The organism is Demequina pelophila, from assembly GCF_000971175.1.
Lineage (GTDB): Bacteria > Actinomycetota > Actinomycetes > Actinomycetales > Demequinaceae > Demequina > Demequina pelophila.
The window spans coordinates 295,185-318,508 of record NZ_BBLY01000005.1 but is presented as its reverse complement, the minus strand read 5'-3'; the positions used below and the strand labels follow the sequence as shown (position 1 = coordinate 318,508).

20 protein-coding genes and 3 tRNA genes are annotated in these 23,324 nt (G+C 72.0%); 13 read left to right on the top strand and 10 right to left on the bottom strand.

All coding sequences use genetic code 11. The features are described 5' to 3' along the window. Nucleotides 1-154: 154 nt before the first annotated feature. From AOM03_RS09520 to AOM03_RS09510, 3 genes are all read right to left on the bottom strand, one after another. Nucleotides 155-1,612 (bottom strand): sugar porter family MFS transporter, encoded by a 1,458-nt coding sequence (locus AOM03_RS09520; protein WP_062380692.1) that lies wholly within the window; start codon nucleotides 1,610-1,612, stop codon nucleotides 155-157. A gap of 401 nt (nucleotides 1,613-2,013) precedes the next feature. Next, nucleotides 2,014-3,510 carry a sugar porter family MFS transporter gene (locus tag AOM03_RS09515; protein WP_082092296.1) on the bottom strand — a complete coding sequence of 499 codons (1,497 nt, stop codon included), beginning with the start codon at nucleotides 3,508-3,510 and terminating at the stop codon, nucleotides 2,014-2,016. A 191-nt stretch (nucleotides 3,511-3,701) separates the two neighbouring features. After that, a complete protein-coding gene (locus AOM03_RS09510; RefSeq protein WP_062380688.1) occupies nucleotides 3,702-4,982 on the bottom strand; it encodes a winged helix-turn-helix domain-containing protein in 1,281 nt (426 codons plus the stop codon). Between the two features lie 138 nt (nucleotides 4,983-5,120). Here AOM03_RS09510 and AOM03_RS09505 point away from each other — a divergent pair. The 8 genes from AOM03_RS09505 (at nucleotide 5,121) to AOM03_RS09470 (ending at nucleotide 10,692) form a co-directional block, all read left to right on the top strand. Further along, nucleotides 5,121-5,196: transfer RNA gene (locus AOM03_RS09505), tRNA-Thr, on the top strand. Between the two features lie 45 nt (nucleotides 5,197-5,241). After that, a tRNA-Met gene (locus AOM03_RS09500) sits at nucleotides 5,242-5,315 on the top strand. Between the two features lie 67 nt (nucleotides 5,316-5,382). After that, entirely contained in the window at nucleotides 5,383-5,547 is a 165-nt protein-coding gene (gene rpmG, locus AOM03_RS09495) for a 50S ribosomal protein L33 (protein WP_042213233.1), read from the top strand. 164 nt (nucleotides 5,548-5,711) lie between these two features. After that, nucleotides 5,712-6,161, top strand: coding sequence for an FAS1-like dehydratase domain-containing protein (locus AOM03_RS09490; protein WP_062380686.1), 450 nt, complete (start codon nucleotides 5,712-5,714; stop codon nucleotides 6,159-6,161). Next, entirely contained in the window at nucleotides 6,158-6,589 is a 432-nt protein-coding gene (locus AOM03_RS09485) for a MaoC/PaaZ C-terminal domain-containing protein (RefSeq protein ID WP_062380685.1), read from the top strand. The genes AOM03_RS09490 and AOM03_RS09485 overlap by 4 nt, the downstream gene beginning before the upstream one ends. 243 nt (nucleotides 6,590-6,832) lie before the next feature. Further along, a complete protein-coding gene (locus tag AOM03_RS09480) occupies nucleotides 6,833-8,290 on the top strand; it encodes an NCS2 family permease (protein WP_062380683.1) in 1,458 nt (485 codons plus the stop codon). A 79-nt stretch (nucleotides 8,291-8,369) separates the two neighbouring features. Beyond that, nucleotides 8,370-9,623 (top strand): MFS transporter, encoded by a 1,254-nt coding sequence (locus AOM03_RS09475; protein WP_062380681.1) that lies wholly within the window; start codon nucleotides 8,370-8,372, stop codon nucleotides 9,621-9,623. Between the two features lie 4 nt (nucleotides 9,624-9,627). After that, the gene (locus AOM03_RS09470) at nucleotides 9,628-10,692 is read left to right on the top strand and encodes a UDP-N-acetylmuramate dehydrogenase (RefSeq protein ID WP_062380680.1); all 1,065 of its coding nucleotides are present in this window, start codon (nucleotides 9,628-9,630) and stop codon (nucleotides 10,690-10,692) included. Nucleotides 10,693-11,119: 427 nt separating this feature from the next. Here AOM03_RS09470 and AOM03_RS09465 read toward each other — a convergent pair whose 3' ends face one another. The 7 genes from AOM03_RS09465 to AOM03_RS09435 form a co-directional block, all read right to left on the bottom strand. Continuing rightward, nucleotides 11,120-13,663 (bottom strand): ABC transporter permease, encoded by a 2,544-nt coding sequence (locus tag AOM03_RS09465; protein WP_062380677.1) that lies wholly within the window; start codon nucleotides 13,661-13,663, stop codon nucleotides 11,120-11,122. Continuing rightward, a complete protein-coding gene (locus AOM03_RS09460; RefSeq protein WP_062380809.1) occupies nucleotides 13,663-14,403 on the bottom strand; it encodes an ABC transporter ATP-binding protein in 741 nt (246 codons plus the stop codon). Before AOM03_RS09460 ends, AOM03_RS09465 begins: the two co-directional genes overlap by 1 nt. Nucleotides 14,404-14,534: 131 nt before the next feature. Continuing rightward, on the bottom strand, nucleotides 14,535-15,212 hold the full coding sequence (locus AOM03_RS09455) for a response regulator (RefSeq protein ID WP_062380675.1): 678 nt from the start codon (nucleotides 15,210-15,212) through the stop codon (nucleotides 14,535-14,537). Beyond that, nucleotides 15,209-16,540, bottom strand: a complete 1,332-nt coding sequence (locus AOM03_RS09450) for a sensor histidine kinase (protein WP_062380673.1) — start codon at nucleotides 16,538-16,540, stop codon at nucleotides 15,209-15,211. The genes AOM03_RS09455 and AOM03_RS09450 overlap by 4 nt, the downstream gene beginning before the upstream one ends. Then, complete coding sequence (locus tag AOM03_RS09445; protein WP_082092294.1) at nucleotides 16,540-17,370, bottom strand: ABC transporter permease; 831 nt, start codon at nucleotides 17,368-17,370, stop codon at nucleotides 16,540-16,542. Before AOM03_RS09445 ends, AOM03_RS09450 begins: the two co-directional genes overlap by 1 nt. Then, nucleotides 17,367-18,269 carry an ABC transporter ATP-binding protein gene (locus AOM03_RS09440; protein ID WP_062380671.1) on the bottom strand — a complete coding sequence of 301 codons (903 nt, stop codon included), beginning with the start codon at nucleotides 18,267-18,269 and terminating at the stop codon, nucleotides 17,367-17,369. Before AOM03_RS09440 ends, AOM03_RS09445 begins: the two co-directional genes overlap by 4 nt. Before the next feature lie 107 nt (nucleotides 18,270-18,376). Next, nucleotides 18,377-19,579 (bottom strand): pyridoxal phosphate-dependent aminotransferase, encoded by a 1,203-nt coding sequence (locus AOM03_RS09435; RefSeq protein WP_062380669.1) that lies wholly within the window; start codon nucleotides 19,577-19,579, stop codon nucleotides 18,377-18,379. Between the two features lie 624 nt (nucleotides 19,580-20,203). On the opposite strand from AOM03_RS09435, the gene AOM03_RS09430 reads away from it, so the two are divergent. The 5 genes from AOM03_RS09430 to rplK all read left to right on the top strand — a co-directional run bounded on the left by AOM03_RS09430 (nucleotide 20,204) and on the right by rplK (nucleotide 23,274). Beyond that, on the top strand, nucleotides 20,204-21,052 hold the full coding sequence (locus tag AOM03_RS09430; RefSeq protein ID WP_062380667.1) for a putative endonuclease domain-containing protein: 849 nt from the start codon (nucleotides 20,204-20,206) through the stop codon (nucleotides 21,050-21,052). Between the two features lie 458 nt (nucleotides 21,053-21,510). Next, nucleotides 21,511-21,583: transfer RNA gene (locus AOM03_RS09425), tRNA-Trp, on the top strand. A gap of 53 nt (nucleotides 21,584-21,636) precedes the next feature. Then, on the top strand, nucleotides 21,637-21,894 hold the full coding sequence (secE, locus tag AOM03_RS09420) for a preprotein translocase subunit SecE (RefSeq protein WP_062380665.1): 258 nt from the start codon (nucleotides 21,637-21,639) through the stop codon (nucleotides 21,892-21,894). Nucleotides 21,895-21,921: 27 nt separating this feature from the next. Continuing rightward, nucleotides 21,922-22,713, top strand: a complete 792-nt coding sequence (nusG, locus tag AOM03_RS09415; RefSeq protein WP_062380663.1) for a transcription termination/antitermination protein NusG — start codon at nucleotides 21,922-21,924, stop codon at nucleotides 22,711-22,713. A gap of 126 nt (nucleotides 22,714-22,839) precedes the next feature. Next, nucleotides 22,840-23,274 (top strand): 50S ribosomal protein L11, encoded by a 435-nt coding sequence (rplK, locus tag AOM03_RS09410; RefSeq protein ID WP_062380661.1) that lies wholly within the window; start codon nucleotides 22,840-22,842, stop codon nucleotides 23,272-23,274. The last annotated feature ends 50 nt before the right edge of the window (nucleotides 23,275-23,324 follow it).

Genomic DNA, 23,324 nt, shown 5'->3' with positions numbered 1-23,324 from the left:
GGCCCGACCTGGACACGCCCCCGCCTGGACACGCGCCCACCTGGACACTCCGCACGGATCTGGCCCCGACACGCCGACGCCGCACCGCCCCGGGGAGGGACGATGCGGCGTGTCGGCTGGGATTCCGTGCGGAGTGTCCGCGGGGGAGAGGGGGTCAGACCCCCTCGGCCGCGTTCTCGACCGTGTGGGCGTCCGCGTCGTCGCGCATGTCCTCGAGCTCGACGCCGCGGGTCTCGGGCACGCGGGTGAGGACGAAGAAGAACGACAGGGCGGCCATGGTCGCGTAGAAGCCGTAGGCCACCACGAGCGACAGGTCCGCGAGCGCCGGGAACGACACGGTGATGAGGAAGTTCGCGAGCCACTGCGCGGCGGCCGCGACCGCGAGCGCCGTGGCGCGGATGCGGTTGGGGAACATCTCGCCCAGGAGGACCCACACGACCGGGCCCCAGGACGCGCCGAAGAAGACGATGAAGGCGTTCGCGGCGATCAGCGCGGTGGTCGCCCAGGCGCCCACCAGCTGGGTGTCGCCGGCGGCGTCCACGGTCGCGTTCGCGAAGGCGACGGCCATGATGGCGAGCGACACCGTCATGCCGGCGGATCCGATCATGAGCAGCAGGCGACGGCCGATGCGGTCGACGAGCATGATCGCGATGATGGTCACGACGATGTTGGTGATCGAGCTGATGGTCGACGTGGTGAACGCGTCGGACTCGTCGAAGCCCACCGACTTCCACAGGGTGGTGGAGTAGTAGAAGATCACGTTGATGCCCACGAACTGCTGGAAGACGGACAGCAGGATGCCGGTCCAGACGATCGGGTGCAGGCCCCAGGCGTTGCCCTTGAGGTCCGCGAGGGCGCGGGGCTTGTCGGTGCCGAGCGAGAAGCGGATCTGCGCGATCTTGTGGTCGGCCTGGGTCTCGCCGGTGTACTCGACGAGAATCTTCGCGGCGGCGGCCTCGTCGCCTTTCGACACCAGGTAGCGCGGGGACTCCGGCAGCCTGATCGCGGCGACGCCGTAGATGAGGGCGGGGATCGCGGCGACGAGGAACATCCAGCGCCACGCCTCGAGCCCGAACCAGATCTCCGCGTCCGCGCCGCCGTTGATGCCGGCGAGCATCTCGTCGCTCAGGAGCGCCGCGAAGATACCGAGCACGATGGCCATCTGCTGGAGCGAGCCCAGGCGGCCGCGGAAGGTCGCGGGCGCGACCTCCGCGATGTAGGCGGGGGCGATCACGGAGGCGGCGCCGATCGCGAGCCCGCCGACGATGCGCCAGCCGATGAGGTCCCAGACGCCGAACGCGAAGCCGGTGCCGATCGCGGAGACGAAGAACGCGATCGCGGAGATCCACATCACGCGGATGCGTCCGTAGCGGTTGGCGATCTGGCCGGCGAACCACGCGCCCACGGCGCAGCCGAGCAGGGCCGAGGCCACGGCGAAGCCGGTGAACGTCTCGCTCAGCTCGAACTCGCCCTGGATCGAGTCGACGGCGCCGTTGATGACGGAGGAGTCGAATCCGAAGAGGAAGCCGCCGAGCGCGGCGCCGATGCTGATGGCGACGACCCGCCAGTGGAGGCTCGGGGCGGCTGTCGTCCCGCCGGAGTGAGTACTCATGAGGTGGATGTTCCCTTCCGTGGCGGGGCACGGCCCCGCTCCCTACGCTTCACGGTAACGCCGTCATGCCTGGTGTGCCCGGTCGGGCGAGGTGCTCCCGGCGATGAGCCGCACGACGGCGGGCGCGGCTGGCCGGGCTGCGGTCAGCCCGGCGTGCGGCGCCCGGGGGTCGGGGCGGCCGCGCGGTGGCGCGCGGCGGGTGCTGCGAGATGCATGCGGTGCTCCGATGGTCCCCACGGGGGTGCGAACGGCGGTGTGGTGACGATCACACTAGGACCGCGCACAGGCGCCCGCGGCGGACCTTTGGCCCAGCGCAACGCTTGTTGCGGGGAAGAAGAAACGCGGTTCCCGCCGGGGTGGGACCAGGGGCCCGGCGGGAACCGCGTTTGCTGGGGTTTTGCTCAGGCCGTCGCGAGGGCGGGCGCGGGTGCATCCTCGTCGGCCGAGTCCGCGCCGCCCGCGGGGGGGTCGTCGTCCATGTCCTCGAGCTCGCGGCCCTTGGTCTCGGGCACGTACTTGAGGCAGAACACCAGGCCCACGAACACGATCACCGTGTAGATGGAGTACGTGCCCACGAGCGACCAGCCCTTGAGTGCGGGGAACGTGGCCGTGACCGCGAAGTTGGCGACCCACTGGGCCGCGGCGCCCACCGCGAGTGCGGTGGCGCGGATGCGGTTGGGGAACATCTCGCCGAGGAGCACCCAGGTGACCGGGCCCCACGTCGCGCCGTAGAAGAGCACGAACACGTTGGCGAAGATCAGCGCGGTCCAGGCCCAGATGCCGGTGAGCGACAGGTCGCCCGCGGCGTCGCGCGTGGCGTGCGCGAAGGACATGGCGACGGCGGCGAGCGAGAGGCCCATGCCGATCGAGCCGGCGACCAGCAGCGCCTTGCGGCCCACCTTGTCGATGAGGCCGATCGCGATGAAGGTGGTCGCCACCAGCGTGACGTTCGTGATGGTGGTGATCCAGAACGACTGGCTCTCCGTGAAGCCCACCGTCTTGAAGAGCATCACCGAGTAGTAGAAGATCGCATTCGCGCCGGAGAACTGCTGGAACACGGACAGTCCGATGCCGATCCACACGATGGGCTTGAGGCCGTAGCGGGGGTGCGTGAGGTCGCGCAGCGAGCGCTTCTCGCCCTCGCCCATGGTGGCGCGGATCTGCTGGACCTTGCCCGCGGGGTCGGCCTCGCCGGTGAAGTCGGCCAGGATCTGGGCGGCCTTGCGGGTCTGGCCTCGGCTCACCAGGTAGCGCGGCGACTCGGGGAGCATGAGCGACGTGCCGCCGTAGATGAGCGCGGGCAGCGCCGCGGCGATGAACATCCACCGCCAGGCCTCGATGCCCAGCCACAGCACCTCGCTCGCGCCGCCGGCGCTGCCGGCGAACGCCTGGTCGGAGACCACGGACGCGAGCATGCCGGCGACGATCGCGAGCTGCTGGAGCGAGCCGAGGCGGCCGCGGAAGGCGGACGGCGCGACCTCCGCGATGTACGCGGGGGCGATGACGGACGCGGCGCCGATCGCGAGGCCGCCCACGATGCGCCACCCCATGAGGTCCCACACGCCCATGCACAGGCCCGAGCCGATCGCGGAGATGAGGAACGCGATGGAGGAGATCACCATGACGCGGATGCGGCCGAACTTCTCCGCGATCTGGCCCGCGAACCACGCGCCGAACGCGCAGGCCAGCAGCGCGATCGCCGTGGCGATGCCCGTGAACGCGTCGTCCAGCGCGAAGTCGTGCTGCATCGCCTCGACGGCGCCGTTGACCACCGACGAGTCGAATCCGAAGAGGAAGCCGCCGAGCGCGGCGCCCAGGCTGATCGCGATGACGCGACGGGACAGGCGAGGCTTGGGCGCGTTGGGGTCCACGGGCGCGGACGGCGTGGCGACGTGCATGAGATGCTCCGGTGAATCTGTGGATGGGGACGCTAACAGCGTTGTGGCAACGTTCACATTAAGTTGCGGCACGGCGCCGCACCTCGGACCTTTGGCCCACCGCAACGTTTGTGCCCGCCCGAGTGGTACGCGGTTTCCCGGGCGCGCGAGACCTCCGTCCCGTCCCGGTCCCTGGCGGGGAGCGGCGCGCCTCAGGCTTCCGCGTCCTCCGCCACCGCGCGCTCCAGCGCCGCTGCGAGGTCCCCGCGCGGCGCCACGCGCACCTCGGAAAGCCCCAGCCAGCCCGCCATGAGCGCGAGCTCGGCCGCCAGCGCCCGGGCGACCGTCGCATCGTCCCTGGTCCGGACCCCCGCGGGGCGGCCGGGCTCGCGCCAGGTGGCCTCCGCGCTCAGCGCGCCCTCGCGGCGCAGCGCCTTGAGGTCGACGCGCGCCTCGAAGCGGTCGCCCAGCAGGAACAGCAGCGAGTAGTAGCCGTACACGCGCTTGGGCGCGGGCGTGTAGATCTCGATCCGGTAGTCGACGCCGAACAGCCGCAGCAGCCGCGGCCGGTACCAGCACACCGGGTCGAAGGGGCTCAGGAGGGCCGATGCGGTGACCCGGCCGGGATCGGCGGCACCGGTCGCGAGCAGGGCGGGCTCGGTCCAGCCCTCGACACGCGCCCAGGTGGCCAGCCCGCGCTCAACCGCGGAGGCCGCCCACCCGGCGGCGCCCACCGAGGCGCCCCGCGCGTGGCCGTCGGCGCGGGGCGCGACTCCGAGCCGGAAGTGGTCCGCGATGTCCGCGGGCGTGCCGACGCCCGTGGCGGCGAGGGCGCGATCGAACAGCGCCTGCTCCGCGGCGTGCGTCTCGAGCCCCCAGTCGGCCTCCGACGCGCCCGCGACGCCCCACGCGCGGCGCGGCTCGTCGTACGTCCGGCGGAAGTCGCGCACGCGGGATGCCGCCACCTCGCCCGTGATGAACAGGTACTCCAGCGCCACCTTGACGTGCGACGCATCCCACCAGGAGCCGGCGGAGCGGTCGCGCGGCGACAGGTGCTCCACGTCCGCGGCCGTCACCGGACCGCTCGCGGCGACCGCCGCGCGCACCTGCGCGAGCAGCCCCGGCCGCTCGCGCTCGAGGCGGTCGAGCGTCCGGGCCTGCCACGTCGACGGCCGGACCATGCGGGGGTGGAGCGCCGGCAGCAGGTCGCGCGGCATCACCGAGGCCTCGTGGCCCCAGTGCTCGAAGTTCTCGCCGGACTCCCACAGGTGGCGGTCGAAGGCGGCGCGGTCGTACGGCCCCATCCTCGAGAACAGCGGCAGGTAGTGCGCGCGGGCGAGGACGTTGACGCTGTCGAGCTGCAGCACGCCCTGGCGGGCCAGGTAGGCGCGCATGTCCGCCTCGCGCACCGCGCGCCCGGGCCGTCGGCGCGCGAGCGACTGCGCCGCGAGGTGGATCCGGCGGGCCTGCGGGGCGCTGAGCGACTCGGTCACGCGCGCCACTCTAGGCCGGGATCGGGGCCTCGCGGGGCGGTGGAGCAGGGGTTTCGCGCCTCGCGGGGAGGCGCTCCGGCGGGGCCCCGGGGCTCGATTTCACTTTTCGGCCGGAACGCGTGTACTCTCTACGGGCTGGCCCCGATAGCTCAGTCGGCAGAGCGTTTCCATGGTAAGGAAAAGGTCCAGGGTTCGATTCCCTGTCGGGGCTCCATGTCCGTCGTCACGTACGATGGATTGCCGCCATTCGGCGGCTCGCGGCGGGGTAGCTCAGCTGGTTAGAGCGCACGACTCATAATCGTGAGGTCGCGGGTTCGAGCCCCGCCCTCGCTACGGATTCAGGCAGACGCCTGATCATGCGCCTTCGCGAGGCGCGTCCCTACAAGGCTGGGAGAGAACCATGGCCAAGAACGACGTCCGTCCCAAGATCACGCTCGCGTGCACCGAGTGCAAGGACCGCAACTACATCACGCGCAAGAACCGTCGCAACAACCCCGACCGTGTGGAGCTCTCCAAGTTCTGCCGGAAGTGCGGCAAGCACACCGCGCACCGCGAGACGCGCTAAGCAGCAGCTTCGCTCGAAGGCCCGCCGCCCCGTCAGGGGGCGGCGGGCCTTCGTCGTTCCCGGGGACGATGCGGCGGCCGGGGAGGCCGGGACCCGGCCGGCCCGTGCATCGTCCCCGGTCGTGCGGGCCTTGCCCGCCCGCGTCGCCCGGCTAGGGTGGGAGCGTGCCAGTGAACACCGAAGCCGTGGGGCGGGCGTACGGCCCCCATGAGCCGTACGAGGTCACGCGGGTGAAGATCCGCGAGTTCGCCGATGCGGTGGACGCCCGGTCCTTCGCCCACCTCAGCGAGGAGGCCGCGCGGGCCGAGGGCTACGCGGACGTGGTCGCGCCGACCACCTTCGCCGTGATCATCGCCCAGCAGGCCGAGTTCCACGTGGTGGTCGACCCGGAGGTGGGCGTCGACTTCTCCCGCGTGGTCCACGCGGACGAGCGCTTCACGCACCATCGGCCCATCGTGGCCGGCGACCTCATCTCCACGACCGTGCACATCGACGCGATCAAGCAGCGTGCGGGGATCTCCTTCGTCACCACGCGCACGGAGCTCGCCGACGCGGACGGCGCGCCGGTCTCGACCGTGATCAGCACCCTCGCGGTGCGGGAGGGGGACGCATGACCGCGGAGAACAGGCCCGGTCTCGACGGGCTCGAGGTGGGCCAGGTGGTCGCCGAGCGCGAGGTCGAGGTCACCCGCGACACCCTGGTCCGCTACGCGGGCGCGAGCGGCGACTTCAACCCCATCCACTACAACGACGTGGTCGCCGCCTCCGCGGGGCTGCCGGGCGTGATCGCGCACGGCATGCTCACCATGGGCCTCGCCGCGTCGGTGGTCGAGGAGTGGGCCGGCCCGGGCAACGTCCAGGACCTGCAGACGCGCTTCTCGCGTCCCATCCCGGTGCCCAACCCGGGTGCGGCCGTCGTGACGTTCACCGCGACCGTGGGGGCGATCGACGCGGAGGCGCGGACCGCGCGCATCGACATCGCGGCCGAGCTCGACGGGCAGAAGGTGCTGACCAAGGCGCAGGCGCTGGTCTCCTGCGCGTAGCGGGCGTAGTGGGCGTAGCGGGCGGGGCCGCAGGCCGCGGTGCGCCCGGTGCGCAGGTCGTGCGGCGGACGCGGCCGGTTGTGTGCGACGGTGTCGGCGCGCCCGGCGGACGGGGGTAAAGTGACCCCGCGAGATCCCGTCGTGTGCCGCGTGCACAGGCGTTAGCGTCGCTATTCCGGGGACCGCACTACACCCTGGGAGAGCGTTCGCGGACGTGTGCGTCCTCCCCTGTCAGGAGGACACATGAGTACGACGACCACCGACCGCACAGGCCTCGCGGGGAGCCTCGACCGCTACTTCGAGATCACCAAGCGCGGCTCGAGCATCGGCCAGGAGATCCGCGGCGGACTGACCACCTTCTTCACGATGGCGTACATCGTGGTGCTCAACCCGCTCATCATCGGCACGGTCGCGGACGGCACCGGCACGTTCCTGGGCGGCGGCGACGCCCCCAACCTGGCGATGGTCGCCGCGGCCACCGCGCTCGTGGCCGGCATCCTGTCGATCCTCATGGGCGTGTGGGCGCGCTTCCCGCTCGCGCTCGCCGCGGGCCTGGGCCTCAACGCGTTCGTCGCGTACGGCATCGCCTCGCGTGAGGGCATGTCCTGGCCCGAGGCCATGGGCTTCGTGGTGATCGAGGGCATCGTCATCACCGTGCTGGTCCTCACCGGCTTCCGCAAGGCCGTCTTCGCGGCCGTCCCCGCCTTCCTCAAGCAGGCGATCGCCGTCGGCATCGGCCTGTTCCTCGCCTTCATCGGCCTCTACGACGCGGGCATCGTGCGCACCGGCGCCGGCACCCCCACCGAGTTCGGCGTGGGCGGCTACATCTCCACGTGGCCCATGGTCGTGTTCGTCGTGGGCCTGTTCACCGCGATCATCCTCATGGTGAAGAAGGTGCGCGGCGCGCTGCTCATCTCGATCCTCGCGGCGACCGTGCTCGCGGTCGTCATCGAGTCGGTGCTGAAGCTCGGCTCGTCCGTCGACAACCCCGACGGCTGGGCGCTGGTGGTGCCCGCGGTGCCCACGCACGCGTTCTCGCTCCCGGACCTGTCCCTCATCGGCCAGGTGGACCTCTTCGGCGGCTTCACCTCGCTGCCCGTCCTCACCGCCCTGCTGCTCGTGTTCTCGCTGCTCATGGCCGACTTCTTCGACACCATGGGCACCATGACCGCGGTGGGCGCGGAGGCCGGGCTCAACGACGCCGAGGGCAACCCGCCGCGCTCGCAGGAGATCCTCATCGTCGACTCGCTCGGCGCCGTGGGCGGTGGCCTGGGCTCGGTGTCCTCGAACACCTCCTACATCGAGTCCGCCGCGGGTGTGGGCGACGGCGCGCGCACCGGCCTCGCCTCCGTGGTGACCGGCCTCGCGTTCCTGCTGTCGACCTTCCTCACCCCGCTGTACGAGCTCGTGCCGTTCGAGGCCGCCACCCCCGTCCTTGTGGTGGTGGGCTTCCTCATGGTGTCGCAGGTCGCGGGCATCGACTGGAAGGACTACCGGATCGCGATCCCGGCTTTCCTCACGTTCATCCTCATGCCGTTCGGCTACTCGATCTCGGTGGGCATCGGCGCCGGCTTCATCTCGTTCGTCCTCCTCCAGGTGGTCACGGGCGCCGCGAAGAAGGTCCACCCGCTCATGTGGGGCGCCGCCGCCGCGTTCGCGGTCTACTTCGCGCTCGGCCCCATCCTCAACGTGATCGCCTGACGCGAGACCTTCCCCGGGGACACCCCTCGGCGTAGCCTGAAGCTGCGCCGGGGGGTGTTTCCGCGTCCAGGGGGGCGGCATGGAGTCAGGGGAGGCAGTCGGCGCGCTCGCGCCGTCGCCGCGCCGGGTGCGGCGGGCGCGCCTCGCCCTCATCGTGTTCTTCGTGGGGATGGGCACCATGCTGGGCACGCACGTGTCGCGCATCCCCAGCGTGCGCGACGGGCTCGGCGTCTCGCCCGCGCAGCTCGCGCTGCTCTTCATCGCGGGCTCCCTGGGCGCGCTCCTGGGCTTCTCGCTCCTGGGTGGACTCGTCGCGCGCCTGGGAGCCCTCCGCCTGTTCCGCCTCGCAACGGTCGCCGTGATGGCCGGCTTCGCCACCATGGGCCTGGCGACCCACCTGGGCCTGCCGCCGCTGTTCGCCGCCGCGAACTTCGTGACGCTGGGCGCCTTCGAGACCATCAACGCCCTGTCGAACGCGGAGGCCGCGACGGTCGAGCGGCTCGTGGGCCGGTCGATCCTCGCGCAGTTCCACGCCGCCTTCTCGCTCGCGGTGCTCGCCGGGGTGGGACTCGGCGCGCTGTACTCGAGCGCGGGCGTCGCCGTCGTCTGGCACTTCACCGCGAACGTCGCCGTCGTGGGCGTCGTGTACCTGGCGCTCTCCCGGACCGCGATCCTCGACGGCGCGCCGGCGGCCGCAGGCAGCGCCGAGGCCGGCGGCGGCCTCTTCATCACCCTGCGGCTGGCGGCGCGCGAGCGGCGCACGCTGGCGCTCGGCCTCATCGTCTTCTGCGCCTTCACCATCGAGATGTCCGCGAACAACTGGGTGCCCCTGTCCGTGGTGGACGACTTCGGCCGCACCGAGGCGGTCGCGGCCACGCTCTTCGTGGTGTTCGTGATCGCGCAGAGCGCCGTCCGGCTCGTGGGAGGCCGCCTGGTCGACCGCGTCGGCAGGGTGATCGTGCTGCGCTGCTGCGCCGCGTCGGCCGCCGCCGGCGTGCTGGTCTTCGCCTTCACGCCCGGGTACTGGGGCGTGCCCGTCGCTCTGGTCCTGTGGGGGCTGGGCGCCTCGCTCGGCTACCCGCTCGCGATCTCCGGCGCCGCCGATGCGCGCGACAACGCCACCGCCCGGGTCGGGGCCGTCGCCGCCTTCGGCACCGTCGCCGGACTCACCATGCCCCAGGTGGTCGGGCTGCTCGGGGAGGTCGTCGAGCTGCGCCGCGCGCTCCTCGTGCTGGTGGTGGTCGCGGCGGGCATGTTCGCGCTGGCGCCCGCCGCGCGGCCGCCCGCGGCCGCCCCCGTCCCGGTGAGCGAGGACGATGCGCCGGTAGCCTGAGCGCATGAATCTCGCCTCCCTCACCACCTTCCGGGTGGGCGGTCCCGTCGGCACCTACGTGGAGGCGCAGAGCGAGGACCAGCTGGTCGACGCGGTCCGCGCGGCCGACTCGGACGGCGTGCCGCTGCTCGTCGTGGGCGGCGGGTCCAACCTGCTCGTGGGCGACGCCGGCTTCGACGGGGTGGTCGTGCGCGACGCGCGCCAGGACGTGTCGCTCGTCAACGACGGCGCATGCGGGGGAGTGTCCATCACCGCGACCGCCGGCACTTGGTGGGACGCGCTGGTCGCCCAGGCCGTCGAGTCCGAATGGAGCGGCTTCGAGGCGCTGTCCGGCATCCCCGGCTCGGTGGGCGCGACCCCCGTGCAGAACGTGGGCGCGTACGGCGCGGAGGTCGCCGACCTGGTCGCGTCCGTGCGCACGTGGGATCGCGAGGAGGGCGCGCATCGGACCTTCCCGCTCGTGGCGCTCGGCTTCGGCTACCGCGACTCGATGCTCAAGCGGTCGATGACGGAGGGGCCGTGGGGACCCACCCCGCGCTACGTGGTGCTCGACGTCACCTTCCACACCCGGATGGCGAGCCTGTCCGCGCCCGTGCGCTACGCGCAGCTCGCGACCGCACTGGACGTCGAGCTGGGCGCGCGCGTCCCCATCGCCCGGGTGCGCGAGGCGGTGCTCGCCCTGCGCGCCTCGAAGGGCATGGTGCTCGACCCCGCCGACCACGACACGTGGAGCGCCGGCTCCTTCTTCACCAACCCGATCGTTCCCGAGCAGGACGTGCCGGAGGGCGCCCCGCGCTACCCGGCCGCCGGGGACGGACTCGTCAAGACCTCCGCGGCCTGGCTCATCGAGCACGCCGGTTTCGGCAAGGGGTTTGCGCTCGCGGGCGCCGAGCCCGGGGCCGAGGCGCCGGCCTCCCTCAGCACCAAGCACACCCTGGCGCTGACGAACCGGGGCGGGGCCACGGCGGAGGACGTCGCCGCCCTCGCCCGGGCGGTGCGCGACGGGGTGCGCGACGCGTTCGGCATCACGCTCGTCCCCGAGCCGGTGACGGTGGGCGTCGAGATCTGAGGCGACGGCTGTCGACGGCTGGCCGGCCACGCCGAGCGGCCGTCCACGCCGAGCGGCCGTCCACGCCGCGCCGGTCCGGCCGCGCCGCGCCGTGCCGGTCCGGCCGCGCCGCGCCGCGCCGGTCCGGGACAGCCTGGACCGCCAGGAGCGCGTCTCTGCGCGCTGCGGGACGCTCCGGACCGCTGACTCCTGCGGCCGCCGGTCCGCACTGTCCCGCAGCGCACAGCGGGGCGCGATCGGCGGTCCTCAGTGTCCCGGACGCGGGGAGGAAGGGGGACGGGGCGCGGGCGGGGAGCAGCAGGGCGGGGGCGGGGAGCAGCGGAGTCGGGGCCCGGGACCGCGCGGGGTGCCCTCGGGACGACGACAGCCGCCGGACCCGAGGGCCCGACGGCTGTCGTGAGGGAGACGGCGTCGTGAGCGCGGCGGCTCAGCCGTCCGTGGCGATCGCCTTGAGGATGTCGAGGCGGGACGCGCGCCACGCGGGCCAGATGGCCGCGAGGATGCCCGCGACGGCGGCGGCGATCGTGTAGATCGCCATCCACATCCACGGCACGGTGACGGTGTCGAAGCCGAACTCCTGCAGCGCGAGCACCAGGGCGGCGCCCAGGCCCACGCCCAGCAGCATGCCCAGGATGGTGCCGAACACGGACATCACCATGGACTCGATGGTGATCATCCGCCACACGGAGCCGCGCTTGACGCCCACCGCGCGGAGCAGGCCGATCTCCCGGGTGCGCTCCGTCACCGACAGCAGCAGCGTGTTCGCCACGCCCAGCAGCGCGACGATCAGCGCCGCCGCGAGCAGGGCGGAGATGACGCCGAGCAGCAGGTCGATGAACTGGTTCGCGAGCTGCTGGAACGCGTCCGGCGACTGCAGGATGACCAGCGGGTAGTCCTCCGCGAGCGCGTCGACGATCTGCTCGCGCAGGGCCTCCACGTCCGCGTCGTCCTCGAGCACCACCATGGACTGGAAGATGGCCACCTCGCCCAGGATCTCCGCGGCGATGTCCTCGGGAATCCACACCTGGGCGTCGCCGGCGTTGAGGTACTCGCCGGTGACCGTCAGGGTGGCGGTGCCCTCGGGGCCCTCGATGGTGAGCTCGTCGCCCACCGCGACCCCGGCCTCCTTGAGGGTGGGGTCGATGAAGACGCCGCCGTCCATCTGGTCGAAGCCGGGCTCGTTGTTGTAGTCGAACGCCTGCTCCGCGGTCTCCGGGTCGACGGTCGCCACGGACCGGTTGACGCCGTCGACCGTGGCCTGGGCCAGGCCGGTGCTGGTCACGAACGCGACGCCGTCCTCGCCCTCGATGATCTCGAGCGCGCCCTCGGGGATGGGGCCGGACGGGTCGAGCACGAAGAAGTCCGCGTTGTTGCCCGCGAACTGGTCGGAGACCACGGTCTTGAGCGACTCCGTGAACGTCGCGACCAGCGCGAGCAGCATCACGCCGATCATGAGCGCGGCGGCCGTGTTGGCGCTGCGGCGCGGCTCGCGGTGGATGTTGTTGGCCGCGAGCTTGCCGTCGATGCCGAACAGGCGGGTGAGGAACGCCTTGAGCGCGTACGCGAGCGGGACCAGCACCTGCGCGGCGAGGAGCGTCACGCCCAGCACCAGCAGGACGGCACCCACGCCCACGTAGATGTACGGGCGGTCCAGGTCCATGTAGAGGCCCACGGCGATCGCGAGCACGCCCAGCAGCGCCATCGCGCCGCCCACGATGTTGCGCAGGTGGAGCGGCTTCTTGGACTCGGTGCCGGCCTCGCGGAGCGCCTCCATGGGGGAGATGGTCGAGGCGTGGATGGCGGGGATGAGGGCCGATGCGACGGTCACGATCATGCCGAGCACGTAGCTGGCGAGCACCGCGTCGAGCGGCAGGGTGACCGTGCCGAACAGGTCGCCGGTGAAGCTCTCGACGATCATCGACAGGCCCACGGCGCCCAGGTAGCCGACCACCAGGCCCACGGTCGACGCCACGAGGGCGATGACGACCGCCTCGAGCAGGATCATGCGGCGCAGCTGCTTGCCGGTGACGCCGATCGCGCGCATGAGGCCGAACTCGCGGGTGCGCTGGGTGACGATGATCCGGAAGGTGTTGACGATGATGTACGAGCCGACGAACAGCGCGATGAGCGCGAACGCGATCGCGAAGATGTCGATGTACTGGAACACCTCGTCGAGCGCCTCGGTCTGCTCGGCGGCTTTCGCCTCGCCGGTGATGGCGCGCGTGCCGTCGGGGATGACCTCTCCGATCGCGGCCGCGACGGAGTCCTGGTTCGCGCCCTCCTCGACGATGACGGCGGCGTTCTGGTAGCCGTCGTCGCCGGTGAGCTCGAGCGCCGCGGCCTCCGTCATGTAGCCGAGCGTCGCGCCCTGGAGCGAGTTCGACTCTCCGAAGCGCACGAGCCCGACGAGCTCGAACTCGGACACGCCGGTCTCCGTCGCGACGGACACCGTGTCGCCGATCTCGTAGCCCAGGGAGGGCGCGGAGTCGAGGTCGAGGACCATCTCGTCGTCCGCCGCGGGGCCGGAGCCCTCGACCAGGGTGGACTGGTCGATGCGCGGGTCGCCCGCCCAGTTGAACAGCTGGCTGGGCGGGCCGCCTGCGCCGGTGAGGTCGCCCGTGGGCTCGAAGTCCTTGGCGAGGACCGAGCCCATGACCTGGACGCCGCCCTCGGCGCGCTCGACGCCGTCGACCGCGCGGATGGCCTCGAGGTCGTCCGGGATGAGGACCGCGTCCGCGGCCGCGAAGGGCGACCCCTCCTCCTCGTCCGCGTCGACCGCGTCGGGGTCCGTTTCGACGATGATGTCGGTGCCCGCGTAGATCTCCTCGAACAGCTTCGAGAAGCCGCTGGAGAGGGCGTTGGTGAGCGTGAGCGTCGCGGCGACCAGCATGACGCCGAGCGCGACCGCGACCGCGGTCAGGATCAGCCGCTTGGGGTTGTGCCGGACGGACTTGACTGCGAGGCGGAACATCAGTGCCCCATCTGCTTCATGCGGTCGAGCACGCGGTCCGCGGTGGGCTCGCGCATCTCGTCCACGATCCGGCCGTCCTCGAGGAACAGGATGCGGTCGGAGTACGACGCGGCGGTCGGGTCGTGCGTGACCATGACGATGGTCTGGCCGAACTCCTTGACGGCGCGGCGCATGAAGCCCAGCAGCTCCGCGCCGGACTTCGAGTCGAGGTTGCCGGACGGCTCGTCCGCGAAGATGATCTCGGGGCGGGCGACGAGCGCGCGCGCGACGGCGACGCGCTGCTGCTGGCCGCCGGACAGCTCGGCCGGCAGGTGGGTGAGGCGGTCGCCCAGGCCCAGGATGCCGATGATCTCGTCGAACCACGCCGGGTCGACGTCCACGCCCGCGATGTCGAGCGGGAGGGTGATGTTCTCCTTCGCGGACAGCGAGGGGATGAGGTTGAACGACTGGAACACGAAGCCGATGTTGTCGCGGCGCACCTGGGTGATCGCGGCCTCGGACAGCCCGGTGATGATGGTGTCGGCGATGCTCGACTGGCCCGCGGTGAGCCGGTCGAGGCCCGCGAGCGTGTGCAGCAGCGTGGACTTGCCGGACCCGGACGGGCCCATGATCGCGGTGAACTCGTGGCGGGCGATGTCGACGTCCAGGCCGTCGAGGGCGCGCACGGCGGTGTCGCCGCTGCCGTAGTCCTTGGTGCCGCCGCGCATGGTCGCGGCGAGCTCGATGGGAGTCGAGGTCATGGTCGGGCCTTCCTGATCGGATGTCCACGCGCGGATGCGCACGGCGTCAGTCTGGTCCGTCGCGCCGCCCGGCGACATCGGCCGCGGGGACGGTTTCCGCGCATCGTCCCCGGGGAGGATCCCTGAGGGGACTACGGCCGCGGCACCACGATGCCCGAGTCGTACGCCTCGACCACGGCCTGCACCCGGTCCCGCACCCCCAGCTTGGTGAGGATGTGGCTCACGTGCGTCTTCACCGTGGTCCCGGAGACGAACAGCTCCTTCGCGATCTCCTGGTTGGACAGGCCGCGCGCCATGAGCCGCAGCACCTCCACCTCGCGGTCGGACAGGTCCCCGATCGCCGCGGCGCTCGCGGCCTCGTCCTCGGACGTGGCGCCGCGCGCCGGATCCTGCGCCGCGAAGCGCTCGATGACGCGCCGCGTCACCTCGGGCGCCAGCAGCGCCTCGCCGCCCGCGACCACCCGCACGGCGTCGACGAGCGCGTCGCCCTCGACGGACTTGAGCAAGAACCCCGACGCGCCGGCGCGCAGCGCCTCGTAGACGTACTCGTCCTCGTCGAACGTGGTGAGGATGACGATGCGCGCGTCGGGGTGGGCGGCGAGCACCGCGCGGGTCGCCTCGATCCCGTCCATGCCGGGCATGCGCACGTCCATGAGCACCACGTCGGGCGCGTGCTCCGTCACCAGGGCGAGCGCATCGTCCCCGGTGGTGGCCTCGCCCACGATCCGGATGTCGTCCTCGGCCTCGAGGATCATGCGCAGGCCCATGCGCACCATCGCCTGATCGTCGACCAGCACCACCCGGATCATCGCGCTCCTCTCACCCGTCGGGCGCCCCGCACCACCGCATCGTCCCTGCCCGTGGGCAGGACCGCGGCGACGCGGAAGCCGCCCCCACGACGAGGACCGTAGTCGAGCGTGCCGCCCAGCGCCTGCACCCGCTCGGCCATGCCGCGCAGCCCGTGGCCGCCGGACTGGCGCGCGGCCTCGGAGATGGCGCCGCGGCCGTCGTCCTCGACGGCGACCTCGACCGCGTCGGGCCGCCGCTCGATCCGCACGCGCGCGCGGGCGCCCGGCCCGGCGTGCTTCATCGCGTTGGTGAGCGCCTCCTGGACGATGCGATAGGCGCTGAGCTCGACGCCCGCCGGGACCTCCGCGGTCCCGGACAGCGACAGCTCGACCGGGAGCCCGGCGTCCTCGACCTGCTGGGCCAGGGCGGGCAGGCCCGCGAGCGACGGCATGGGGGCTCGTCCGTCAGGTTCGGGACCGTCAGGACCGCCGACACCCCGCGAACCGCCCCGTCCGGGACCGTCAGGACCGCCGGTACCTGCGGCACCCGCAGCCCTGGCGGCCTCCCGGTCGCGCTCCTCGGCGCGCTCGGCGTCCTCCTCGGACGCGCGCAGCAGGCCGATCATCCGCTGCATCTCGGACAGCCCCGTGCGCCCCGAGGCGGCGATCGTGGCCAGCGCCTCGGTCACGCGCGGGTCTGCGTCCCTGGCGAGGCGCCGCGCGCCCTCGGCCTGGAGGGTCATCACCGTGATCTCGTGCGCCACCACGTCGTGGAGCTCGCGGGCGATGCGCGCGCGCTCGGCCCGCACCGCATCGGCCGCGATGACCCGCTCCGCCTGCTCCCGGCGCTCCTCCGCGAGCTCGAGCTCCGTGATCCGCTCGCGCCGGCGGTGGTCCACGAAGCCGATCATCATGGGCACCACCACCGCCAGCGCGGCCGCGATGAGCGAGGTCCACGGCACGTAGTCCGTGATGAGCACGCCCACCGCGGTCCACGCGAGCGTGAGCCCCGCGACCACCACGCCGTGCGTGACCGCGGACCGCCGCGGCAGGTACGCCGCGATGCCGTAGAGCGCGACGTAGAGCGCGAAGCTCGCCGGGTTGTCCGAGTAGCCCAGGCCCACGTACGCGACCCACGGCGCGAACACGGACCACAGCACGGTGCGCGGCGCCGACTGCCGCCACACCAGCGGCACCACCTGGGCCACGAGCAGCGCGTAGCCGAACGCGTCGTGCGCGCGCCCCACGGGCAGGCCCAGCGCGCCCGCGTTGAAGGCGCTCATGAGCGCGAGCACCAGCAGCGCCGCCGCGATCGCGACGTCGCCCAGGCGCTGACGGCTCAGGTGCATCAGTTGTCGTCGTGCCGGGTCCAGCGGAACGTGCGCACCGCGAGGAACAGGCCCACGACCACCCACAGCGCGAGCACGATCGCGGTGGCGGGGTGCTCCCAGCTGCCGCGCGCCTCCGCCATCGCGAAGTCCTCGGGCAGGAACACCGAGCGCATGCCCTGCGCGAGCCACTTGAGCGGGAAGATCTCCGCGAAGCGCTGCAGGAACGTGGGCACCTCGGTGTAGACCAGGAACACGCCGGACGTGAACTGCAGCACCAGCACCACCGGCGTGATGATCGCGGAGCCCGCCTTGGCGTTGCGCAGCAGCGAGGACGTCGCGATGCCCAGCGTGGTCGACGCGGCCGTGCCCAGCAGGAACACCCACGTGAACGTCCACCAGTGCTCGGCGTCGGACGGCATCGCCGCATCGTAGAGCGCGACGCCGATCGCGATGAGCAGCGCGATCTGGATCACCGAGACGATGAGCACCTGGACGATCTTCGCGGTGAAGAACGCGGTCTGCGGCAGCGGGGTGCCGTGGATGCGCTTGAGCACGTCCTCGTCACGGTCCACGGCGAGCGACATCGCGAGCGACTGGAAGCCGGTGTTGAGGATGCCGGACGCGACCATGCCGGGCAGGAAGTACTGCGCGAACGTCACGTCCGGGGCGATGTTGGCATCGCCGAACACCGCGCCGAACAGGGTGAGCAGCATGACCGGGAAGAAGAAGATGAAGACCATCTGCTCGCGGCTGCGCAGGAACTCCTTGAGCTCCACGACGATCCGCGCGCGGGTCATCGACGCCCACGTGGGGGCGGTGGACGATGCACGGGGTGCGGTGGTGGTCATGCCGTCGCCTCCTTCGAGGGCTGGGTGGGATCGGCGGGCGCGGCGGACTCGCCGGCGCGCGTCGCGTCGCCGATCAGCCTCAGGTACACGTCCTCGAGCGAGGGATGGACCACCTCGAGGGCCTCGACCTCCCCGTCGTGGCGCGCGAGCAGGTCGCGCAGGAGCGCGGTGGGTGCGTCGGTCTCCACCTCGCGCGGGGTGCCGTCCTCGACCCAGGCGACCCGCGCATCGGCCGCCCTCCGGCGCAGGCCGGCGGGGGTGTCGAGGGCGACCAGGCGGCCGGCCGCGATGATACCGATGCGGTCGGCCAGGTGGTCCGCCTCGTCCAGGTAGTGGGTGGTGAGCACGATGGTCGAGCCGTCCCCGCGCAGCGACTCGATGAGGTCCCAGAACTGGCGGCGCGCCTCGGGGTCGAAGCCCGTGGTCGGCTCGTCGAGGAACACCAGCTCGGGCCGGCCGATCACCGCGAGCCCCACGTCGAGCCTCCGGCGCTGGCCGCCCGACAGGGTCGCGGGCTTCGCGTTCGCCTTCTCCGTGAGGCCCACGGCGGCGAGCGTCTCGTCCACGTCGCGCGCGTTCGGGTACAGGCCGGCGGTGTACTTGAGGGCCTCGCGCGCGGTGAGCGCCCCGTGCTCGCTGGTCGACTGGAGCATGACGCCCACGCGGGTGCGCCACTCCTTGGGGGCGTGCTGGGGGTCCGTGCCCAGCACGCTCACCTCGCCGGACGTGCGCCGGCGGAAGCCCTCGAGGATCTCCACCGTGGTGGACTTGCCCGCGCCGTTGGGGCCCAGGAGGGCGAAGACCTCGCCCGTGCCGATCTCGAGGTCGAGACCGTCGACGGCGTGGAGGTCGCCGTAGTGCTTGTGCAGTCCTGCGATCGTGATGGCGGCATCGCTCATGGTTCGAGACTAGCCAGCCGACCGCCCCGGGGGCGTCGGCCGGACGAAGGAGGCCGTGCATCGTCCCTGGGGACGATGCACGGCCTCGCTTCTCGTATGGGCTGCGGCTATTCGGCGAGCAGGTTCTGGATGCGGGTGACGCCCTCGACCAGGTCCTCGTCGCCCAGCGCGTAGGACAGGCGCAGGAAGCCGGACGGGCCGAACGCCTCGCCGGGCACCACGGCCACCTCGACCTCGTCGAGGATGACGCCCGCGAGGTCCGCGGAGCTGGTGATCTCGGTGCCGCGGATGGTGAGGCCCATGAGGCCCTCGACGCTCGGGTACGCGTAGAACGCGCCCTTGGGGGTGGGGCAGACGACGCCGTCGATCGCGCGCAGCATCTCCACCATGGTGCGGCGGCGGCGGTCGAAGGCCGCGCGCATCGCGTGGACCTCCTCGAGGCCGCCCTCGAGCGCGGCGATCGCGGCGCGCTGGGACACGTTCGCCACGTTGGAGGTGAGGTGGCTCTGGAAGTTGGAGGCCGCCTTGGTCACGTCCATGGGGGAGACCATCCAGCCCACGCGCCAGCCGGTCATGGCGTAGGTCTTGGCGACGCCGTTGACCACGATGCACTGGTCGGCGAGCTCGGGCACGGCCTTGACGATGGGGGAGAAGGCCGCGTCGTCGTAGACCAGGTGCTCGTAGATCTCGTCCGTGATGACCCAGATGCCGTGCTCGAGGGCCCACTCGCCGATCGCCTTGGTCTGCTCGGGGGAGTAGACGGCGCCGGTGGGGTTCGAGGGGCTGCAGAACAGGAGGGCCTTGGTCTTGTCCGTGCGGGCGGCCTCGAGCTGCTCGACGGTGACGAGGTAGCCCTGGTCCGCGCCGGCGAACACCTCGACGGTGGTGCCGCCCGCGAGGGAGATCGCCTCGGGGTAGGTGGTCCAGTACGGGGCGGGCAGCAGGACCTCGTCGCCCGGGTCGACGATGGACGCGAAGGCCTGGAAGACGGCCTGCTTGCCGCCGTTGGTGACCACCACCTGGGCGGGGTCGATCTCGTAGCCGCTGTCGCGCAGGGTCTTGGCCGCGATCGCCTTCTTGAGGTCCGGCAGGCCGGTCGCGGGCGTGTAGCGGTGGTTGCGGGGGTCGTGGACCGCGGCGGCGGCGGCCTCGACGATGAACTCCGGTGTGGGGAAGTCGGGCTCGCCCGCGCCGAACCCGATGACGGGACGGCCGGCGGCCTTGAGCGCCTTCGCCTTGGAGTCGACGGCGAGGGTGGCGGACGGGGCGATGGCCCCCAGACGTGCGGAAACGCGGCGTGCAGGCTTCATGCGGCCATTGTTCCACCGGTGCGCGCGGGCTTCCTCCGCACCGGGCGCATGCCGCGCGCTCGTTGCCCGTCTTCCGCCCGCCTGCGCTTTCCTTATTCCGCTCCACAGCCGGACTACTGCCGCATCCGTCCGCCTTCCCCCCGTCCGCCTGCCGCCCCGCAGTCGGACTACTGCCGCATCCGTCCGCCTTCCCCCCCGTCCGCCTTCCGTTCTCCGCTCCGCCCGCCCGCCGCCCGCCCCACAGTCGGACTACTGCCGCATCCGTCCGCCTTCCCCCCCGTCCGCCTTCCGTTCTCCGCTCCGCCCGCCCGCCGCCCGCCCCACAGTCGGACTACTGCCGCATCCATCCGCCTTCCCCCCCGTCCGCCTTCCGTTCTCCGCTCCGCCCGCCCGCCGCCCGCCCCACAGTCGGACTACTGCCGCATCCGTCCGTCTGCGGGGCTGACGTCGGCACGTATGTCGGATCGGTGAAACGTTGATCCGACGCCTTGCGCGTGCGCCGACCATCGAGCACGCGCGGATGGGTCGAGCCGCCGATGTCAACAGTCCGCGGCGCGCCATCGCCGTCCACCGTCGACGGGTGGGGAAGCGCACGGAGGGTTCTGTGAGCCACACGCTGGCTCCGTGGACCCGGTGAAGCTGGTGGCGTCGCGCGGCGGCGTAGCGCGCCGAGTGGAGGTGCTCTCCCGCGGAGCGACGCGGCACGCGGTCGAGGCCGCGCTCCGCACTGGGCTGCTCGTCGTGCCCGCGCGGGGCGTGCTCGCGCTGCCGTCTCTCTCCGCACCGCGTGCGGAGGCCGCGCGGCTGCGGGCCCGCCTCACCTGCGTCTCCCGAATCGCCGAAGCCGGCCTGCCCGTGCTCTCCCGCCCGCGTCAACTCCACCTGGCGGTCGGATCGCGGAGCCGCGCTCCCCAGACTGACGGGGGAGTGAGGACCCACTACTCGAGCCAGTGCGGGCGGTCGCTCGCACCAATGCCCGTGCCGATCGCACTCGACCACGCGGGCCTCTGCGTCGACGCCCGCGCGCACCTGGTCATGGTCGACGCCGCACTGAGGGCCGGCCGGCTGAAGGGTGGCGACCTCGTGCAGTGGTCGGCGACCCGGCGCGATCGACGCGCATGGCTGCTTGCCCACGCGGATCCGCGTGCCGAATCCGCGCAGGAGACCCTTGCTCGGCTGGACCTTGTCGAGGCCGGCATCAGGGCGGTGCCTCAGGTGTACCTGGACGGTGTGGGGCGCGTCGATCTTCTGGTGGAAGGCAGGCTCGTCGTCGAGACCGACGGGCGCGCCTATCACGACGGCGATGACGCGTTTAGCCGGGACCGTCGACGCGACCGCACGAGTCTGCGGGGCAGCTATCTGACCGCCCGCTTCACGGCGGCGGAGATCCAGTCCGCTCGACCGGGCGAGATCGCGGCGGAGATCGCGGCTATCCTCCGAGCGAATCCTCGAGCGCCGATCGCCCGTCGGTAGACCCCCTGGCGGTGCCGCCGCAGCCCTGCCTGTGCGCACAGCCCCGCCTGTCCGCACTGCCCTGCCTGTCCGCACTGCCCTGCCTGTCCGCACAGCCTTCCTGTCCGCACAGCCCCGCCAGTCCGCACCGCCCCGCCTGTCCGTCGGACGGCTTCGCAGTCCTTCCGACATGCGGGTTGGGTTCAGCACGTATGTCGGACCGAATCGAGATCGATCCGCCGGGCGGGGCGGGACGGACAGCCGGGCGGGGCGGGACGGACAGCCGGGCGGGGCGGTGCGACAGCCGGAGGGGGGCGGGGCCGACAGCCGGAGGGCCGCGAGGCGTCCTCCCGACCCGGGATTCGCATCGTCCCCCGGGATCGCGTACTATGTCACTTCGGCGATCGACGTTCGTGATGATGGCCCGCGCCTGAGCGGGAATCGCGAGCGGAGAGAGCCTCGGGGGCTTCCGCCTCCGAAGGGCAGTGGCGCAATTGGTAGCGCACCGGTCTCCAAAACCGGCGGTTGTGGGTTCGAGTCCCTCCTGCCCTGCGTTCGGCGGGTATCTCCCGCACGGGAGACATCCACGAGGTTAGGACTTTTCGGTGAGCGAATCTGCCGTCACGGATTCCGGGGAGAAGGACCCGCGGCACGAGTCGCGCGAGGGCCTGAACTTCTTCGCGCGCATCGCACTGTTCGTGCGCCAGGTCATCTCCGAGCTGCGCCGCGTCGTCACGCCCACCCGCGAGGAGCTCATCCGCTACGTGTGGATCGTGCTCGGCTTCGTCGCGGTGATGATGACCCTCGTGTTCGTGCTGGACATCGCGTTCGGCTGGGCCGCAACCAAGGTGTTCGGCGGCTGAGGCCGCCCCTAGGGGAGTGAGAACCGAGTGAGCGAGCAGAACTTCGACGAGACCGCGCCCGTGGACGAGGCGCCCGAGCTCGACGCCGCCGCGGACCTCGAGACCGGGGCCGATGCGCCGGTCGAGGAGGACGCCGACGCGGCGGCCGAGGACGTGGCCCCCGAGGGCGACCTGGACGACGCGCCCGCCGTCGCCGACGCCCCCGCCGACGCCCCCGCCGTCGACCCCGTCGCGGCCTTCAAGGCCGACCTGCGCATGCAGGAGGGCGACTGGTACGTGGTCCACAGCTACTCGGGCCACGAGAAGCGCGTCAAGCAGGCCATCGAGCACCGCACCGAGAGCCTCCACATGGAGGACTACATCTTCCAGGTCGAGGTTCCGACCGAGGAGGTCGCGGAGGTCAAGAACGGTCAGCGCAAGCTGGTCACCCGCGTGCGCATGCCCGGATACGTCCTGGTGCGCATGTACCTGACCGACGAGTCCTGGGGCGCCGTGCGCAACACGCCGGGCGTCACCGGCTTCGTGGGCAACGCCACCAACCCGGTGCCGCTGACCATCGACGAGGTGTACTCGATGCTCGCCCCCGCGGAGGTCGCCGCCGCGGCCGCCGAGGCCGAGCACGCCGCGGCCCCGGAGCCCGAGGTCTCCGTGGACTTCGAGGTGGGCGAGTCGATCACCGTCATCGACGGCCCGTTCGCGACGCTGCCCGGCACCATCTCCGAGATCAGCGTTGAGAGCCGCAAGCTCCACGTGCTCGTGTCGATCTTCGGCCGGGAGACCCCGGTCGAGCTGTCCTTCACCCAGGTCACCAAGCTCTAGGCGACGGACGGCGAACTGCGCGGCCCCCAGGGTCGCGTCCCGCGGCCCCGGTGCCGCACCCGCGGCCTCCGGGCCGCACACCGCGGCAGCCATGCCGCACAGGCAAGATAGATAAGGACCCACAACATGGCACCCCCGAAGAAGAAGAAGGTCTCCGGTCTGATCAAGCTTCAGATCCAGGCCGGCGCCGCCAACCCTGCTCCGCCGGTCGGTCCGGCGCTGGGTCAGCACGGCGTCAACATCATGGAGTTCTGCAAGGCGTACAACGCGGCGACCGAGTCGCAGCGTGGCAACGTCGTGCCCGTCGAGATCACGGTGTACGAGGACCGCTCGTTCACGTTCGTGCTCAAGACCCCTCCGGCCGCCGAGATGATCAAGAAGGCCGCGGGCGTCCCCAAGGGCTCCGGCACCCCCCACACCGCGAAGGTCGGCTCGATCACCGACGCTCAGGTGCAGGAGATCGCCGAGGCCAAGATGGCGGACCTCAACGCGAACGACATCGACGCCGCGAAGAAGATCATCGCCGGCACCGCCCGCTCCATGGGCATCACGGTCGACTAAGACCGCCCCACCCAGTGGCTGGGCCGCGCTGGCCCGCACCACGACTGCAA

Excerpts from the sequence above, each read along its gene's own strand:
- AOM03_RS09460 (WP_062380809.1), bottom strand. The coding sequence starts at position 14,403 with ATGACCTCGACTCCCATCGAGCTCGCCGCGACCATGCGCGGCGGCACC.
- AOM03_RS09435 (WP_062380669.1), bottom strand. The coding sequence starts at position 19,579 with ATGAAGCCTGCACGCCGCGTTTCCGCACGTCTGGGGGCCATCGCCCCG.
- AOM03_RS09475 (WP_062380681.1), top strand. The coding sequence starts at position 8,370 with ATGGAGTCAGGGGAGGCAGTCGGCGCGCTCGCGCCGTCGCCGCGCCGG.
- rplK (WP_062380661.1), top strand. The coding sequence starts at position 22,840 with ATGGCACCCCCGAAGAAGAAGAAGGTCTCCGGTCTGATCAAGCTTCAG.
- rpmG (WP_042213233.1), top strand. The coding sequence starts at position 5,383 with ATGGCCAAGAACGACGTCCGTCCCAAGATCACGCTCGCGTGCACCGAG.
- AOM03_RS09520 (WP_062380692.1), bottom strand. The coding sequence starts at position 1,612 with ATGAGTACTCACTCCGGCGGGACGACAGCCGCCCCGAGCCTCCACTGG.
- AOM03_RS09440 (WP_062380671.1), bottom strand. The coding sequence starts at position 18,269 with ATGAGCGATGCCGCCATCACGATCGCAGGACTGCACAAGCACTACGGC.
- AOM03_RS09465 (WP_062380677.1), bottom strand. The coding sequence starts at position 13,663 with ATGTTCCGCCTCGCAGTCAAGTCCGTCCGGCACAACCCCAAGCGGCTG.
- AOM03_RS09480 (WP_062380683.1), top strand. The coding sequence starts at position 6,833 with ATGAGTACGACGACCACCGACCGCACAGGCCTCGCGGGGAGCCTCGAC.
- AOM03_RS09515 (WP_082092296.1), bottom strand. The coding sequence starts at position 3,510 with ATGCACGTCGCCACGCCGTCCGCGCCCGTGGACCCCAACGCGCCCAAG.
- AOM03_RS09485 (WP_062380685.1), top strand. The coding sequence starts at position 6,158 with ATGACCGCGGAGAACAGGCCCGGTCTCGACGGGCTCGAGGTGGGCCAG.
- AOM03_RS09470 (WP_062380680.1), top strand. The coding sequence starts at position 9,628 with ATGAATCTCGCCTCCCTCACCACCTTCCGGGTGGGCGGTCCCGTCGGC.
- AOM03_RS09455 (WP_062380675.1), bottom strand. The coding sequence starts at position 15,212 with ATGATCCGGGTGGTGCTGGTCGACGATCAGGCGATGGTGCGCATGGGC.
- AOM03_RS09450 (WP_062380673.1), bottom strand. The coding sequence starts at position 16,540 with ATGCACCTGAGCCGTCAGCGCCTGGGCGACGTCGCGATCGCGGCGGCG.
- AOM03_RS09445 (WP_082092294.1), bottom strand. The coding sequence starts at position 17,370 with ATGACCACCACCGCACCCCGTGCATCGTCCACCGCCCCCACGTGGGCG.